This window comes from Providencia sp. PROV040 (assembly GCF_032706145.1).
Classification (GTDB): domain Bacteria; phylum Pseudomonadota; class Gammaproteobacteria; order Enterobacterales; family Enterobacteriaceae; genus Providencia; species Providencia hangzhouensis.
The window spans coordinates 190,440-205,356 of sequence record NZ_CP120531.1; the positions used below are offsets into that span (position 1 = coordinate 190,440).

At 46.8% G+C, this 14,917-nt stretch carries 16 protein-coding genes; 15 read left to right on the forward strand and 1 reads right to left on the reverse strand.

The features are described from left to right. Positions 1 to 3 precede the first annotated feature (3 nt). From P3L40_RS23675 to dnaB, 8 genes are all read left to right on the forward strand, one after another. Positions 4 to 438, forward strand: a complete 435-nt coding sequence (locus tag P3L40_RS23675; RefSeq protein WP_094962665.1) for a hypothetical protein — start codon at positions 4 to 6, stop codon at positions 436 to 438. 131 nt (positions 439 to 569) lie between these two features. Further along, positions 570 to 827, forward strand: a complete 258-nt coding sequence (locus tag P3L40_RS23680; protein WP_240704996.1) for a hypothetical protein — start codon at positions 570 to 572, stop codon at positions 825 to 827. 3 nt (positions 828 to 830) lie between these two features. Continuing rightward, positions 831 to 1,622 (forward strand): hypothetical protein, encoded by a 792-nt coding sequence (locus P3L40_RS23685; RefSeq protein WP_131680950.1) that lies wholly within the window; start codon positions 831 to 833, stop codon positions 1,620 to 1,622. 79 nt (positions 1,623 to 1,701) lie between these two features. After that, entirely contained in the window at positions 1,702 to 2,367 is a 666-nt protein-coding gene (locus P3L40_RS23690; protein WP_272693346.1) for a hypothetical protein, read from the forward strand. A 114-nt stretch (positions 2,368 to 2,481) separates the two neighbouring features. Beyond that, positions 2,482 to 3,921, forward strand: a complete 1,440-nt coding sequence (locus P3L40_RS23695) for an IS1182 family transposase (protein ID WP_136135613.1) — start codon at positions 2,482 to 2,484, stop codon at positions 3,919 to 3,921. 250 nt (positions 3,922 to 4,171) lie between these two features. Next, positions 4,172 to 5,314: a ParB/RepB/Spo0J family partition protein gene (locus P3L40_RS23700; protein ID WP_136135339.1), complete on the forward strand. Its 1,143-nt coding sequence runs from the start codon at positions 4,172 to 4,174 to the stop codon at positions 5,312 to 5,314. 115 nt (positions 5,315 to 5,429) lie between these two features. Next, on the forward strand, positions 5,430 to 5,792 hold the full coding sequence (locus P3L40_RS23705) for a hypothetical protein (protein ID WP_131680947.1): 363 nt from the start codon (positions 5,430 to 5,432) through the stop codon (positions 5,790 to 5,792). Between the two features lie 8 nt (positions 5,793 to 5,800). Further along, entirely contained in the window at positions 5,801 to 7,210 is a 1,410-nt protein-coding gene (gene dnaB / locus P3L40_RS23710) for a replicative DNA helicase (protein WP_131680946.1), read from the forward strand. 30 nt (positions 7,211 to 7,240) lie between these two features. Here dnaB and P3L40_RS23715 read toward each other — a convergent pair whose 3' ends face one another. After that, entirely contained in the window at positions 7,241 to 7,819 is a 579-nt protein-coding gene (locus tag P3L40_RS23715; RefSeq protein WP_131680945.1) for a hypothetical protein, read from the reverse strand. A 141-nt stretch (positions 7,820 to 7,960) separates the two neighbouring features. On the opposite strand from P3L40_RS23715, the gene P3L40_RS23720 reads away from it, so the two are divergent. The 7 genes from P3L40_RS23720 to P3L40_RS23750 all read left to right on the forward strand — a co-directional run bounded on the left by P3L40_RS23720 (position 7,961) and on the right by P3L40_RS23750 (position 14,315). After that, positions 7,961 to 10,360, forward strand: a complete 2,400-nt coding sequence (locus P3L40_RS23720; RefSeq protein ID WP_131680944.1) for a phosphoadenosine phosphosulfate reductase family protein — start codon at positions 7,961 to 7,963, stop codon at positions 10,358 to 10,360. A 70-nt stretch (positions 10,361 to 10,430) separates the two neighbouring features. Further along, positions 10,431 to 10,799: a hypothetical protein gene (locus P3L40_RS23725; protein ID WP_131680943.1), complete on the forward strand. Its 369-nt coding sequence runs from the start codon at positions 10,431 to 10,433 to the stop codon at positions 10,797 to 10,799. Then, entirely contained in the window at positions 10,792 to 11,133 is a 342-nt protein-coding gene (locus tag P3L40_RS23730; protein WP_136135338.1) for a hypothetical protein, read from the forward strand. Before P3L40_RS23725 ends, P3L40_RS23730 begins: the two co-directional genes overlap by 8 nt. A gap of 23 nt (positions 11,134 to 11,156) precedes the next feature. Next, positions 11,157 to 11,672, forward strand: coding sequence for a hypothetical protein (locus P3L40_RS23735; RefSeq protein WP_131680941.1), 516 nt, complete (start codon positions 11,157 to 11,159; stop codon positions 11,670 to 11,672). 127 nt (positions 11,673 to 11,799) lie between these two features. Continuing rightward, entirely contained in the window at positions 11,800 to 12,321 is a 522-nt protein-coding gene (locus P3L40_RS23740; RefSeq protein ID WP_180359561.1) for a hypothetical protein, read from the forward strand. A 4-nt stretch (positions 12,322 to 12,325) separates the two neighbouring features. Further along, positions 12,326 to 12,667, forward strand: coding sequence for a hypothetical protein (locus P3L40_RS23745; protein WP_131680940.1), 342 nt, complete (start codon positions 12,326 to 12,328; stop codon positions 12,665 to 12,667). Between the two features lie 787 nt (positions 12,668 to 13,454). Continuing rightward, entirely contained in the window at positions 13,455 to 14,315 is an 861-nt protein-coding gene (locus P3L40_RS23750) for a RepB family plasmid replication initiator protein (RefSeq protein WP_094963098.1), read from the forward strand. Positions 14,316 to 14,917: the final 602 nt, after the last annotated feature.

The window sequence follows — 14,917 nt, forward strand, 5'->3', positions numbered from 1 at the left end:
TCTATGTCTCAAGTTAAACCCTTCTCCTGGCTTATTCGTGTTGACGTCGCCCCTATGTGGGTCGCTGATGGTTTTCACATGAACAATCAAGTCGCTCTGGACATGCTCGCCGAAAAACTGCCATACGCCGATATGAGCTTTGAGCTCGGTGCAGCTGTTCTTGTTGGGCCTGATCCGCGCCGCATCATCAACGAAAATGGTTGGGAAACCAATCCGTCCGAAGAAGCCAAAATTCGCGCTGAATCTCCGCACGCTTACCCCGAAAATGACAAGCAGGGTACCGACCTGATTTCCACACTTACGGATGCCATTGCCCTTATCGAAAACGATGTGCCAGCTGATAAAAAAGCGGCCGTTCTGTCGCGCCTGCATCACGCACTGGCGCTGGTGGACGGTTCAGAGCCGATTGTCGATTTTGATTGGCAAAACGCTGAATAAATCCTGCGCACCCTTCGGGGTGCTTTTCTTCCGGTTAATCACGCTCAACTATCCGAAAATAACAGAGGTGAATCATGCAAACAGAAAAATTCCGCTGGGTGATTTGTTATTGCTGCGAAGGACACGGGAAGGTGGATAATCCATCTTTCTCTGATGGGTTTACAGGGAGTGAATGGAACGAGCTCGATGATGAGTTTCGCGATGAGTATCGTAAAGGTACTTACGATGTTCAGTGCAGCGTATGCAAAGGATCGGGAAAGGTCAAAGAACCCGATATCAGCCGCATGACGTTTGCTGAAAAACGTGTTTTGGCTGCACAGCGCCGGGAAGCCCGTGAAGATGCCGAATATCGTCGTCAATCCGCACACGAACAACGTATGGGATATTAAATCATGACACCGCGCCAGATAATTGCATCGCACATCCGCCAGTACCGCACAATTCCGGCTGGCTCGATAATCTGGTTGCATGCCCCTGGGTTTGAAGATTTCGTAAGCGTTGACGAAGTGGGGAGGTCACTGGACACTTGGTTAGAAAAAATGGGTATGCCTTCAGAACTGACTATCCATCTGGATACGCCTGAGGGTGATTTCGAAGACCAATGGTGCTTGGAAACCGCCATTTTAAAACAGCCTCCGCCGGTTCGTGAAGTCGTTGAACCAGCAAAGGTGATTGCCCGTCGTGAACGAGTTGCGGTATTCGGCGAAAAAACGATCGTTACCGCAGAGCGGATCATCCAACTCTATACCGATTACCTTGCAAACATGTTCCGACGTGAATTTGGCTATATTGGTAAAAGCCCTGACGTCCGCGTGAACTGGGCTGCGAAGAACTCCTGGGGCGGGCATCGGAATATTACGATCAGCCCCGGTTACCTTTATGAGCCTGACTTGGTTGAAATTTACGGCCAGCGCATATTTGCCTGCCATTTTCATGAGTACGCGCATGTTTGCATGGACAATGAGATCGGCTCGTTCTACTCCATTAACCGGCTTGATCACCTTAAGGCGCTGGTGGCTCATGAGTTGGCTCACTTCTTTCAATTCAATACACACCCTCGGAACTTCGAGTCGAAAAATGCAAAGCAACAACTTCCGCGCCTAGATTACCGTACACCTCACGGGAAAGGATGGCAGTTTATCTATCGGCATCTTAAAAAGCCGCTCAATTTGCGACTGAATTAATTATTATTATAACTATTAACACTGTACCATTACATCAAAGTATGCATTCCTAATTTTTGGAGAGTAAATGTATTTATTAATGACCTCACTATTTCTGATCGCAGCAGTGTTTTCCTTCGCAAAAACAATGAAAGTTGTGCTCGAAGAAGCAAGCCCAGACAAGGAAAAACGCATGGTAGCTATCAGACAAGTAAAATTGACTTGGTTACTTTATGTACCGGCTTTCTTTTTGCTTCTTGCTCCATTCATCAAATCATTCATGGATGCAGGTTCCGAACAGATGGACCAATCTAGCTCCAATTTACCTGTTTGGCTTTACCTGGCTGGTGGTCTGTACTTGCTGTTTGGTGCCGCAGTTTTATTACGTAAAGCAGTGAAAGAAAAAACCCTCGGGCAGATAGGCTCTATCCTTAATATCCAGATCCTTCTCTGGGTCGGACTTTACAGCACATTTGCGGCCTTTGACCACTTGAAGTTTGCTGATGAACACTTTGGGATAATGAGCACCCGCCTGATTGAGATCGGCGGTGTGAAAGATGTCAAATGTGACCAAGACCTGATGTTGGTTAACTTCACTGAAGGTCAAACGAGTCCAATGGAATGGCGGTGCCCGACAGGGTTCTCTTTATTGAACAAAACAAATCGTCCTTTCGTTCCTTGGCCGGATTACACTGCTGGGGAAAGTGAACAGCTTAGCGCTGCAATGAATAAAATCATGACAGAGGCGAAAGCCAACTCGCAGTAGCGCAACTCTCCAACTAAAGGCCAGCAATGCTGGCCTCAGACTGCTGACAAAGTCCTCGCTTTTTATTGAGGACTTTGATCTAATAAGGTTAGTGCAAATAATGAGCTAACCGATATGCTAAAAGAACCTTCTCCTCAACAATATCAGTTCGAAACTGTCACTCTTGATGAACTCGTTCCTGAAGACCATCTCGTTCGCAAAGTCGATGCTATTATGGACTTCGAATTTATTCGTGATGCCGTTGCCCACCTTTATTGCCCGAATAATGGCCGTCCCGCGATTGATCCTGTCCGCCTGATTAAAATGATGTTGTTAGGCTATCTGTTTGGTGTCCCATCAGAGCGTAAGTTAGTGAAAGAAATCCAAGTCAACATGGCTTATCGCTGGTTTCTTCGTATGGGATTAACGGAAAAAGTCCCCGATGCGTCAACTCTTAGCCAAAATCGTATTCGTCGTTTCAATGACAGTGAGATTTTCCAACAGATTTTTGACCGTGTTGTTGAGCAGGCCATTAGTGGTGGCATGGCGAATGGACGAGTCCTTTACACCGACAGTACTCACTTAAAAGCGGATGCAAACCCGCGCAAAGCCATTAACGAAGAGCGTCCCATTGCACCAAGTGAATATATTGAACAGCTCAATGCTGCCGTCGAAAAAGACCGGAAAAACCATGCAAAAAAGCCGTTACCCGACGCAAAAAAATCCAACGGAAACAGCGCCGTCAAAAACACTAAAGTGAGCACGACGGATCCTGAAAGTGGTTTTATGCATCGGGATAACAAGCCCAAAGGCTTCTTTTACCTCGACCATCGTACCGTGGATGGCAAACATGGCATCATCATGGATACCCACGTTACAGCGGGCAATGTCCATGATAGCCAACCTTATATTGGTCGATTGCAACGACAAATTGCCCGCTTTAACCTGAATACCGTGGCAGCAGGCGTCGATGCTGGTTACTTTACCGCCCCTGTTTGTCACCTTGCGAAAGAAATGAGTATCGCTCTCGTGCCTGGTTATCGACGCCCCAATAAAGGCCAAAATACGTATCAAAAGAAACACTTCCAATATGATGCGAAGCGCGATGTGTATGTGTGTCCCGCTGGAGAACAGCTCACTTACTGTACAACCGACCGAAATGGCTATAAGCATTACAAATCAAACCGTCAGCAATGCCAAGGCTGTGAACATCGTTCATCCTGTACGCAAAATCAGAAGGCCGAAAAAACCGTGACCCGACATGTCTGGGAGGAAGCGAAGGAATGGTCAAATGCGTTAAGACTGACTAAATGGGGAAAAAAAGTGTATGCAAGGCGAAAAGAGACGGTAGAAAGAAGCTTTGCGGATGCCAAACAACATCATGGTCACCGCTATGCGCGGTTCCGTGGGCTGAGTAAAGTTCAAATGCAGTGCTTATTAGCGGCCACAGCGCAAAATATCAAGAAGATGGCGCTGCTGGCGCTTCTTTTTTATATTTTTGGACACATGAAAGGTCAATTAGCCTTATATAGAACGAAATATAGGCCAAGACAAATATCGCCGATGGAATTTTAGAAAAATATCGCGATCGCGACCTTCGGTCGCTAAAACAATAAACCCCATGCTAAAAACATGGGGTTCGTCATCAATCTGAGGCCAGCAATGCTGGCCTTTTTTATGCCCATTTACCATTGATAGAAATAATCGAAAAAAGACTATTTTTTTCCGCATTTGCTATTCGTCACCGGCACACCCCGTGTTTAACTGGATTCAGAAGTAAGCACAAACACGTAAACAACCAATAACAATTTGCGGAGTAACTATCATGACTATCAACGTACAACAGATCTTCCAAGCTTCCCGTGACAACGAGCTGATGGGTAACCTGGGCACTATCATGCGCCAGATGGACAAGGCTCCATCCACTCTGCGTGGTCTGAGTGACTTCGTTGCTAAAGAGCGCAAAACAGCCACTAACAGCGCGTTGTTCGAAGAGCTGAACGTTGGCCGTAACAACGTGTACGCCGTCAGCGTCTCTTGGTTGTACGTTGAAGAAGGCCTGAACCTGCGTGAAGTTGATGTAGAGCGTGCTGAGATGTTCAAGAACGCATACCTCAACCATCCGAGCAGCGTACCGGCTATCCGCGTTAAAGTCGTTGTTGTGAACGGTGTGACTCGCCTGAAGATTATCGACGGTCACCACCGCTACACTGGCCTGATGGCCGCAATCGCTGAAGGTGCGGTATTTGAAAAACTGATCATTGAAGAGTTCGAAGGCGGTAAAGACGAAGAAGTCTTCAACATGATCGAAAGCGCCAACACCAAGCATCTGAAGATGATTGAACGTGCAGAAGGTTTCCGTCGTCTGGTTGATTGGGGCCATGAAATCGACTCTATCGCTCGCCGTTTGGGTCTGTCCAGCGTAACTGTCCGCCGCAGCCTGATCCTGGCTAAAGCCGAAGAGCGCATTAAAAAATTGGTTCGGGAAGATAAGGTTTCTGGTGACGTTGCGATCGACGTTATTACGGAATGCCAAGGCACCGACCGTGACGCTTTCGAAATCCTGATGGCTTCTCTGGCTAAAGCCGAGCAAGCAGGTAAAAACCGCGTCACAGCGCGCTACGTGTCTTCGCCTAAGAAAGCCAAGGTGAAACCGAAAGTCGTGCGCAAAACCTTCGAAAGCCTGTTGCCGACGCTGGATCAGCTGCGCTCGCAGATCCCTCCAGCTCCAACGGCTGAGCACGAAAACCAGATTGAAATCGCTGAAACTGTGCCGGAAGAAGTGGTGCTGCGTCTGTCGCCTGAAGTTGCCCGCCAACTGATGGCTGCGCTGAGCGACGTAGAAGCGGCCAAACTGGAAGAAGAAGCTGAGCAGGCCGCGAAAGAAGCCGCTGAGGCTGAAAACGAAGGCAGTGACGAAGCCACTGAGGCTCATGACGGTGAAGGTGAGGGCGACGCAGAGGCATAAGCCAACGCGCTGTCATCGCAGAATAGGCCGGTTATCCGGCCTTTTTTATCACACTTCACCCTGTTTGGCGGTGTTCATTAATAGATGACCCTCCAAAACAAATCAGGAGGTTACCGTGGATCAATCTCTGCCAATGCTGCAAGAAATCACCATCCGTGTCATTGATGACGTTTTACTGGAAAAACTGGCAATCGCCCATTATGAAAGTCGTGGGTGCAAACCCCGAGCGCTGGGAAAAAGCCATTCCATTCGCCGTAAAGGCAAAAATACCGACGCATTCCTGGCTCGTATTAAGGTGAACTATGTGCGTCAGGAACTCAGTAATTACGATCACGAAAAAGAAAGCACCTGTCGCAACAACGGCCGCGTCAGTGAAGCCAGTTGTATGAGCCAACAGCTGTATACCGCAATCGCTCAGCATTACCCATTGTTGGCCTCGGAATGTGAGCGCCAAATCGCACAACGTAACGAACTGTGAGGTCAGGGATGAGAGAGAAAAACAGCCGTACACCCTTGCCAGCTCAAGAACAAGATACGCGTCTGGCAGGACTACGTATGCCTCCACATTCAACTGAAGCAGAGCAGTCGGTGCTGGGCGGCTTGATGTTGGATAACGAACGCTGGGACCAGGTCAGCGAGCGTGTTGTGGAAAGTGATTTCTTTACCCGTGCGCACAAAAGTATTTTTGGCATGATGCAACGGCTGGTGGAGTCAAGCCGACCGATTGACCTGATTACGCTTGCCGAAGCACTGGAGCAGCACAACCAGCTTGAGCTAGTCGGCGGCTTCGCCTATTTGGCTGAGCTGTCGAAAAACACCCCAAGCGCAGCAAACATCGCTGCATATGCCGACATCGTGCGCGAGCGCGCTGTGGTTAGAGAGATGATCGCTGCGGCCAATGATATTGCCGACGCCGGTTACGATCCCCAGGGCCGCAATAGCGCTGAATTACTCGACCTGGCCGAAAGCCGTGTCTTTCAGATAGCAGAGGCTCGCACCAGCAAAGACAGCGGTCCAATGGGCGTTGATACCATTCTGGAGAAAACAGTGACTCGCATCGAGCAGCTGTACCAGAAGCCGCACGACGGGGTGACAGGCGTCGATACCGGGTATACCGACCTGAACAAAAAGACCGCTGGGCTGCAAAACTCTGACCTGATAATCATCGCGGCACGCCCTTCAATGGGTAAGACCACCTTTGCGATGAATATCTGCGAGAACGCGGCGATGACGCAGGATAAGCCAGTGATGATTTTCAGCCTGGAAATGCCGGGTGAACAAATCATGATGCGCATGTTGGCTTCCATGTCCCGCGTTGACCAGACAAAAATCAGGACAGGACAACTGGATGACGAGGACTGGGCGCGGATTTCCAGTACGATGGGCATTTTACTGGAAAAGCGAAACGTCTATATCGACGACAGCAGCGGCCTAACTCCAACCGAACTGCGATCTCGGGCGCGGCGAGTTTTCCGTGAAAACGACGGATTGAGCCTGATCATGGTGGACTACCTTCAATTGATGCGTGTTCCGGCGTTGAAAGACAACCGAACGCTGGAAATTGCGGAAATATCCCGCTCCCTTAAAGCGCTGGCAAAAGAGCTTCAAGTGCCCGTCGTGGCGTTGTCCCAGTTGAACCGTTCACTGGAGCAGCGCGCGGATAAGCGGCCGGTAAACTCTGACCTGCGTGAATCGGGCTCCATTGAGCAGGATGCAGACCTTATCATGTTCATCTACCGTGACGAGGTATACAACGAAAACAGTGAGCACAAAGGCGTAGCCGAAATCATTCTGGGTAAACAGCGTAATGGGCCGATCGGTTCTGTGCGTTTGGCCTTCAACGGCCAATGGTCGCGGTTTGATAACTACAGTGGGCCACAATTCGAAGAGTATTAAACCAAATAGCCAGGGGTAACCTGGCTTTACTTAATTTCTTGTGCAGCTTGGCATATTATTTATAGCCGTTGTTAGAATGCTGAATTCATTCACGATAGAAAGCAGATCCCCCCCGCACTGGGTAATCTCAAATAGATCTCTTTTGCTATATTTCCCCGACCTGCCTTTCCTTAAGATAAAAGTCTGAACCCGCTTGACTGTGCCTGTTTTAACAATCTTCCCTTCCCCTGATATGTCTGATAACTCTCCATAATAATCAACCCGCATAATTATATTTTCATTGGTTAGGTATCGAATTCTCTGGGAAAACCCAGTCAAGTCATTAACAAAATAAGTTAGAATGTCACTGTCATGTTGTATTGGTGAGTTATCGGAATCATATCCGTTTCTATATTCTAAGTAATCCCTCTCTTTATGAGGCATCAGTGGTTTTGTTGGGTTAACATACCCTCCATCTCTGTGGATTCTGATATGCTTCGCAATAGCGAACATTGCATCTTCAATTCTACTCAGGCTTAACTCTTTTCTTTTGTGGTGATTACTGATTAGAATCATGATAGAAAATAATATAAATATTGAAAAAATAATTATAGTTCCTGTAACGTCCATTTTTCCCTCGTAAGCGTTTTAATATTTTTAGAAATATTGTGTGCGAAACTTGATAAACATGCAATTTTAGTTAAGTGAACTTCGTCAGCTGTCACCCTCATGAGAAAATCATCTGTAACCAAAACAAATAACAGGTGATTTATGCAGCATTCCTTCAACTTTGAAAATCCGGCACCGGCTTCCATATCCGTCTTAAAGGCGGACAAGTGGCAGTCTGTCTGGCAGACCCTGAAGAATGATGCCGACCTGAATTATCGTGATGCCAGTCGCGGGGTTAGCCTTGCCGACCTCATCAATGATGGCACCACCTCCATCTATCAAGCCCTTGCTGATAACTGGACGATATCTCTCGCCTGGAGCAGCGGTAAAGATTCTGAAGTTGTCCTGCACTTATTCCTCATGGCGCTGGTGCGCGCTGTCCGTGCTGGCATTCCCATCAGTCAGCACCATTATCTTTTACATACCGACACGGGCATTGAAAACCCAGAGATACGTTGGCTCGCCGATCAGAAGCTGGCCGCTCTGGAAAAATTCATTGAGCAAGAAAACCTGCCTCTGTCTATCGTTATGGCTAAACCTGGCCTGACCTCAAGCTGGACAGGCAGGATACTGACAGGGCGGGGCCTGCCCACGTTTACCAACAGTTCAGTGCGTCAGTGTTCCAACGACTTGAAGATTTTTGCGGCCAAACGCGCCAAAACGGCATACATGAAAAGCCTACCAAAACCTGTGCGTGAGCGAGTCTGCCTTCTGCTGGGGAGCCGTGATGCAGAGGGTGTTATTCGTGCCAAAAACATCGCCTTAAAAGGTGGGAGTGCGAGCCAGGTTAAGACTACCAAGGAGGGCGGGGAGTTGTACCCCGTCCGCCATTGGTTACAGGGCGACGTGTGGGAATTTCTGTTAAGTGCTGGGAGCGCCCCAAAATACCTGCTACCCAGCTATCTGGAGAACAATAACGACACAGCGGAGCTCTACAAAGCCGCAACGGGAGAATGTGTCTGGTCTGGCTCTGAGAAAAAATCCAGCGAAGCCTGTGGGAGCCGGTTCGGTTGTTGGGCATGCCAGGCTGTCGGGCTCGACAAGTCAATGGAAAATCTGCTGCGTTCCGATGACGATCGCCACGGTTACATGGCAGGGCTCAATCGTATTCAGCGGTTTCTGTCCAAACGTCGCAATGCGTGGGAAGACAGGCACCCTGTAGGGCGCACGCTGTACGCCGGGGGATTCATCAAAGTTCAGCCCGATGTCTATTCTCCGCGTTTTCTGGAGCGCCTGCTTCATATCTGTTGCAGCATGGATTACGTCGAACAGCTGCGCGCCGATGATGTGGCTGAGAAGCTACGCTCGGGAGAGCTGGAAAACACCGCTCATAATCGGCGTATGGCATCACCGCAATTCCGTATCGTCAGTGAGTCAGCCCTGATCCACATCGACTTCATGTGGTCGTTCCATCAATTTAACGACAAGCCGTTTCATGCTCTGGAAATTTATCGCCGTGTCTGGGCAAAAGGCGAATTAGATCTGCTGGACGATGAGCCGGATATGCCTGTCGCACCGAAAACACCCATACCTAAAGCTTTATGGGTTCAGGTCGGGCAGTTTGGGGATGACTCTGGCATGGATGGCCTGGCCGATCCCGTTGCAGAGATGGCCTACTTTGACGGTGGGGATGATGAACGTGCAAGTCGCGTTATCAACACACCGAACGGAAAGCGCCGGGTAGTCAGCTTCAGTGAAGACAACGAAGTGACCATAGACGCGGATGCCGCTGAGTTCATCATTTGGGAAGAATATCCGCGCTTGCGTAATGCCGTGCTGGCAGGGCAGTACACGTCCGGCAGTGCCGCACAATTCTATCTTCGCTTTGGTGCGGTTTCTCTGTGTAAAGGCAAGTCAGCGCTGTACAACCGCATGATGCAACGTGGGCAGACTTATCGTGAGTTGGGTTTGAACGGCCACCAGACGATTGACGGGATAGCCTCTCGTAATGACCTCCGTGTACTGACGACTGATCGCTATCAATCGCTGATCGCCAACAAAGTCAAAGCCAGTGTTATTCGTATGCGTTGGTGGGCGAACCTGGCCTTTACGATGCAGTGGCACCAGGCTAATCAGACCCAAACGGGAAAATGGATCCGTGCGGCTTTGGCTCATGAGGATGAGCAATCTGTACTGCAAGAGAAAAATAGAGCCAAGAACAATGTTTCGGTTTTCGTGATAGGCCATACCAGTGCCTGGTGTTCGTTGAGGTTAAGTGCGCCTGGCACGTCCACTGAGCAAGGGTTTCGGCGATACCACCAGCATACGCGTCGCAATGCATTCAAAAGCTGCTTGGGGCTATCACCGAGCCTGCGAGAGGCTACCATCAATCAGCTGAAGCTGGAGTATCTCCGCATGCTTTGGCGACTTGATGATGGTTTGACGCTGGAGCATGACTCCTACCCTATCACCAAAATGGCTGAACGGGACGCAGTTGCGTTGGCAAGACATCTTCGTCTTGTCGTCAGGACGATGGATCGCTTCGCTCAGGGGGAGCAGTGAGCCCGTTCGTTTCGTCAGCGGTTCCGGTTGAGCCAATATTGAAACAGGCTATTCATACAGGATATGAGTGATGAAAACGAAAGTGACAGACATTCTGCTAAATGGTGCGCTAATGATGGTGTTAGGCGGTACCCTTATCGCTGGGTTCGTCGTCTCCCCCGGCCAAGCACATCGCGAAGATAAATCCGATTCGGTCGTGGCTGAATATCGGGTGAATATTGAAAAACGTGACGGCTTGAGCCTGTTCAGCAACAACAACCTTGTCCGCATAGACGTGGTGGGTGAAGTTCCCAATGAGAAAGATTGGCCTTTGCCCAGCGAGCGTGTTGAGTTGTTGTTCTACGGCAACGGCCAGGCGCAAATGTGCCAAGACAACCGTTGTATGGACGTGGAAGTCATCGTGAAAAAACCTGCTTTTTTAGGAGGGGATAATGAGTAAGGAAAACAACCAGCCTCAGGTTAACTACCTGAAATTAATTAAGGCTGAAAAATTTCCTCCAGGGATCTGCGTTAAGTCACTCACTGTTTTTGAGCGCGATACATTGCGCGTGGCTTTAACCATGATGGCGCACTGGAATAATTATCCCGAGTCGCCAGTCCATATGCGCCCCGAGTGGGTAGCGCAGGTATCTCGCTTGCTGATTGAAACGATGAAGGAGCGGGACGAGCTCCGAACGCACCTGCGAGAACTGGGTGCTGAAGTGCCAAAGAAATCCGTAACGGTATCAGATATGACATTTCAGCAGCTGTTGTCGAAATGTATGTTTCCTTAACCCCTCCCAGAAAAGAGGTTTTTATGAGTGATAACACCGGTAATTTGAACGCAGGGCCTGATGTTGATGGTGCTCGAAATCCTGACATACTGACCAATCATGACCGTTTGGTTGATATGAAAAATCGCCTTTCGTTCTGGGGGCCAGGAGTAACATTAACGCCGGAGGAACAGCTGGCTCTCATCGAATTCCGGCTCCAGTATTTCTCGGTCGATGTGCTCCCGCGATTCATCAAAGAAATGGCTGATGAGCTCGGGTGTAAGCCGGACAATGAAGTGATGTTACAGGCGATTGATGATCTGCGTGTGGCAGCTGGCTGCCGGGAGGCGATGGCTCGGCGCGCAGGGGTTACTGTCAACGAAATGAACCTGGTGTTGGCACGGCCAGAGAGCGTAACTCAGGCGGTGCCAGAATCTGTGATTAATCAGGTGTGCCTAACTGCCGCTGAAATTCACAATCGCGGCTCTGGGGTTGGAGATGATAAAGCACAAGCAATCATCGACCAGATCCGCGAAATGTTGAATCGTGTAGGTCAATGACGCTATGGGTGGGTATCCCACCCAATTCCCCATCCCTATAATGTTTTTGAATTTATCGTTTTCACATGCTTCGTCAGCTGTCTGGTCAGAGGGATACTGAGGTTCTGTCGCATACGGAGCTTAAACAATGAATTACTCACACATTCCGATGCCTTCTCGCGAAGCGCATTACGCATTTTTAAAATCACACTACCACCATGCCCGCTTTGAAGGACGAAACAACGCCTCCTGGGGAGAAGATTATTCTCAACGTATTGCTGAAAGCGCTTATCTCGAACTGGAGAAAATTGGCTACACATTGATTTCCAGCCATGAATCAGCGTCGGGTCAAGCAGTGTTCTATCATCGCTCTTTAGTTGGGTACGATACGATGAGCTTGATGTGTGATAGCGCTTGTAACGCCCCAGAAGCGATTTGCCTGCAAATTTCTGTTCCTGCTCACTTAGCCCCAAATATCTCTGAAAAATCTCGTAGTGAACATTTGGCGAAGCTTAAAAGGGATGTCATGGGCACTTTCCCGTTGTGCCGGGTAGAACTGGCCTCAGGCACAAAAGAAGTTTGCATTGATGTGTTGGGAGTAGATGACATGATCTCAAAAGAGATCGTTGGTTTTATAAAGACGATCATTTCAAATTGGTCACAAGGATAAGTATATGACGTATCTCGAAGAAATTTTTGCAGGAGTAGAGTGCAAGAAAGGTAAAAAATTGGCGGACTTATTTCGTTCAGCTGCGGCAAAAATTGAAGTGGTTAAAGAAGGCTCTCTTGATTCTGATGACGAGGGTTATGACCTTCGCCAAAATGAAGGTTTGCTTGTGACAGAAGCGCTGATCCAGGCTGGTGGATTATCAGGTAAAACGGTTGAGATCATCCGTTACAGCAAAACATCAACTCAGGTGGAAATTCGAGGCGTTGACGGAACTCTGGTTTGGCGTGATTTTACTTTTACAGATGAGTTTGTTTTTGGTTTGGCAAAAGCAATAGCTCAATCTTAATGAATGGATCTAGTTGTTGATCTGATACGGATCTTGATAAAGACTACTCTAACATTATCCACATATCAACAGGATAGTTACAATAAAGTTCCAATAAGATTGAAAAGGTCAAAAGAGATCCTACTATTCTGGATCTCTCTCGTACCAAGGGGTAGAGAAAGGTTAGTGTTGATGCTAGTCGATTTTTTGTTGACGTTAGTCGAAAAAAAGTTGATGGAGGTCGATTTTTTGTTGATGCTAGTCGATATTTTGATGAAGAAAGACGATTTTATTATTTGTTATCCACCGTTCGTTATTTTCTTCATATCCAATTGATTTAATACAATAAAAGATATCTATAGTTTTAAACTTATTATTTTTTACCCACTGAAATTTATTTGTATGATCTTTTTTTAAAAAGAAAGTTATCCACATATCAACAGGATAGTTCCAATAATAAATTCAAATAAGATCATATAAGGTCAAAAGAGATCCTTGTTCTTGCAACTAATTAAATATAAAGCATTTATAGCATGTTCATGTTGATGCTAGACGATTTTTTGTTGATGCAAGCCTATTATTTATTGACGCTAGCCTATTTTTTGTTGATGCTGGATGATATTTTGTTGACGCTAGTCTAGATTAGTCTAAACTTACGCACATTAGGATCGTTTCATCAACGTTTTGATGTATATTGCTAAAGTCATGATCCTTTTTAAAATTGCTATTTATTTATTCACAGCTACGGTTACTCAACTTGTTTTGATGCAGGGTGATAACAATTAAAGTGTAATAAAATAAGGAAATCATGAGTAAACCTATAAAATCCGGTTATTTATCTGTCACAGAGACTGAAAAAGATAGTGGTGAAGTCCATTACCTTAAACCTAATGGTTCAAGTACAGTTCAGCCTATCGCATTATTGAGGCTTGGTTTATTTGTTCCAACGGTAAGATCGGGTTCCAGGGAAGCTACAGGTATGGATGCTTCGGATGACCTGACTTTGCATTTTGCAGAGAAGGAAGGTTACTCCGATATACTTATTACAGGTAGGCGATTAGATGTAGAAACTGATTTTAAGGTTTGGATGGGTATTGTTTCTTGTTTGTTCGATTACAAGCCTAATCACAAGGGGTATGCTGTTATTCCTTTCGATGAATTCATCGAAAGATGTGGTTACCCAAAAAGCCGTCTATCTAAACGTTTTAGAAAACTAATTGAAGACTCTATTTATCGACTAGCATCAACAACGATGAAATTCAGTCGTGCCACGGATGACGATAGAATCAACTCTCACATACTTCATCTTATAGAGGCAGGGAAGTTCAGCCATGCAGATGATATGGTTCATATCAAACCCACACCAGAGTTAGCAGAGCTTTATTCTGTTGATTATAAAAAGATTCTTAAAGTAAGAACCCTTGAAAAACTTGGAAGAAAAGAAACCGCGAAAGCTTTGTATCTTTTTTTAGAGGCTCTTCCTGAAAACCCTTATCCGATCAGTATGCAACGTTTAAAAGATCGTCTTGCCCTAAAATCCGCTAGTAATGTTCAAAACTCTGTAATACGTAAAGCTATGAAGCAACTTGAAGAGATTGGATATTTAGAATATACAGAGAAGAAAGCTGGGCATAAAATTGAATTTAAAATACACAAACGAAACCCATGAGTATATTTTTAATCATAAATAACAATGAATTATGTTGTTGATTATGATGTGGAATGATGTTTGTTGAAGCAAGGCGATTTAAGGTGTTAACGCTGGACGATAATCGTTGAAGCAAGACGATTCAAGGTGTTAACGCTGGACGATAATTGTTGAAGCAAGGCGATTTAAGGTGTTAACGCTGGACGATAATCGTTGAAGCAAGACGATTCAAGGTGTTAACGCTGGACGATAATTGTTGAAGCAAGACGATTTAAGGTGTTAACGCTGGGCGATAATTGTTGAAGCAAGACGATTTAAGGTGTTAACGCTGGACGATAATTGTTGAAGCAAGGCGATTTAAGGTGTTAACGCTGGACGATAATCGTTGAAGTAAGACGATTTAAGGTGTTAACGCTGGACGATATTCGTTGAAGCAAGACGATTTAAGGTGTTAACGCTGGACGATATTCGTTGAAGCAAGACGATTCAAGGTGTTAACGCTGGACGATATTCGTTGAAGCAAGACGATTTAAGGTGTTAACGCTGGACGATATTCGTTGAGGCAAGACGATTTAAGGTGTTAACGCTGGACGATATTCGTAGAAGCAAGACGATTCAAGGTG

What these genes read in the sequence shown, in the direction of transcription:
- P3L40_RS23675 (WP_094962665.1), top strand. Translation starts at nt 4, where the DNA reads ATGTCTCAAGTTAAACCCTTCTCCTGGCTTATTCGTGTTGACGTCGCC.
- P3L40_RS23685 (WP_131680950.1), top strand. Translation starts at nt 831, where the DNA reads ATGACACCGCGCCAGATAATTGCATCGCACATCCGCCAGTACCGCACA.
- P3L40_RS23690 (WP_272693346.1), top strand. Translation starts at nt 1,702, where the DNA reads ATGACCTCACTATTTCTGATCGCAGCAGTGTTTTCCTTCGCAAAAACA.
- P3L40_RS23695 (WP_136135613.1), top strand. Translation starts at nt 2,482, where the DNA reads ATGCTAAAAGAACCTTCTCCTCAACAATATCAGTTCGAAACTGTCACT.
- P3L40_RS23700 (WP_136135339.1), top strand. Translation starts at nt 4,172, where the DNA reads ATGACTATCAACGTACAACAGATCTTCCAAGCTTCCCGTGACAACGAG.
- dnaB (WP_131680946.1), top strand. Translation starts at nt 5,801, where the DNA reads ATGAGAGAGAAAAACAGCCGTACACCCTTGCCAGCTCAAGAACAAGAT.
- P3L40_RS23715 (WP_131680945.1), bottom strand. Translation starts at nt 7,819, where the DNA reads ATGGACGTTACAGGAACTATAATTATTTTTTCAATATTTATATTATTT.
- P3L40_RS23720 (WP_131680944.1), top strand. Translation starts at nt 7,961, where the DNA reads ATGCAGCATTCCTTCAACTTTGAAAATCCGGCACCGGCTTCCATATCC.
- P3L40_RS23725 (WP_131680943.1), top strand. Translation starts at nt 10,431, where the DNA reads ATGAAAACGAAAGTGACAGACATTCTGCTAAATGGTGCGCTAATGATG.
- P3L40_RS23730 (WP_136135338.1), top strand. Translation starts at nt 10,792, where the DNA reads ATGAGTAAGGAAAACAACCAGCCTCAGGTTAACTACCTGAAATTAATT.
- P3L40_RS23735 (WP_131680941.1), top strand. Translation starts at nt 11,157, where the DNA reads ATGAGTGATAACACCGGTAATTTGAACGCAGGGCCTGATGTTGATGGT.
- P3L40_RS23740 (WP_180359561.1), top strand. Translation starts at nt 11,800, where the DNA reads ATGAATTACTCACACATTCCGATGCCTTCTCGCGAAGCGCATTACGCA.
- P3L40_RS23745 (WP_131680940.1), top strand. Translation starts at nt 12,326, where the DNA reads ATGACGTATCTCGAAGAAATTTTTGCAGGAGTAGAGTGCAAGAAAGGT.
- P3L40_RS23750 (WP_094963098.1), top strand. Translation starts at nt 13,455, where the DNA reads ATGAGTAAACCTATAAAATCCGGTTATTTATCTGTCACAGAGACTGAA.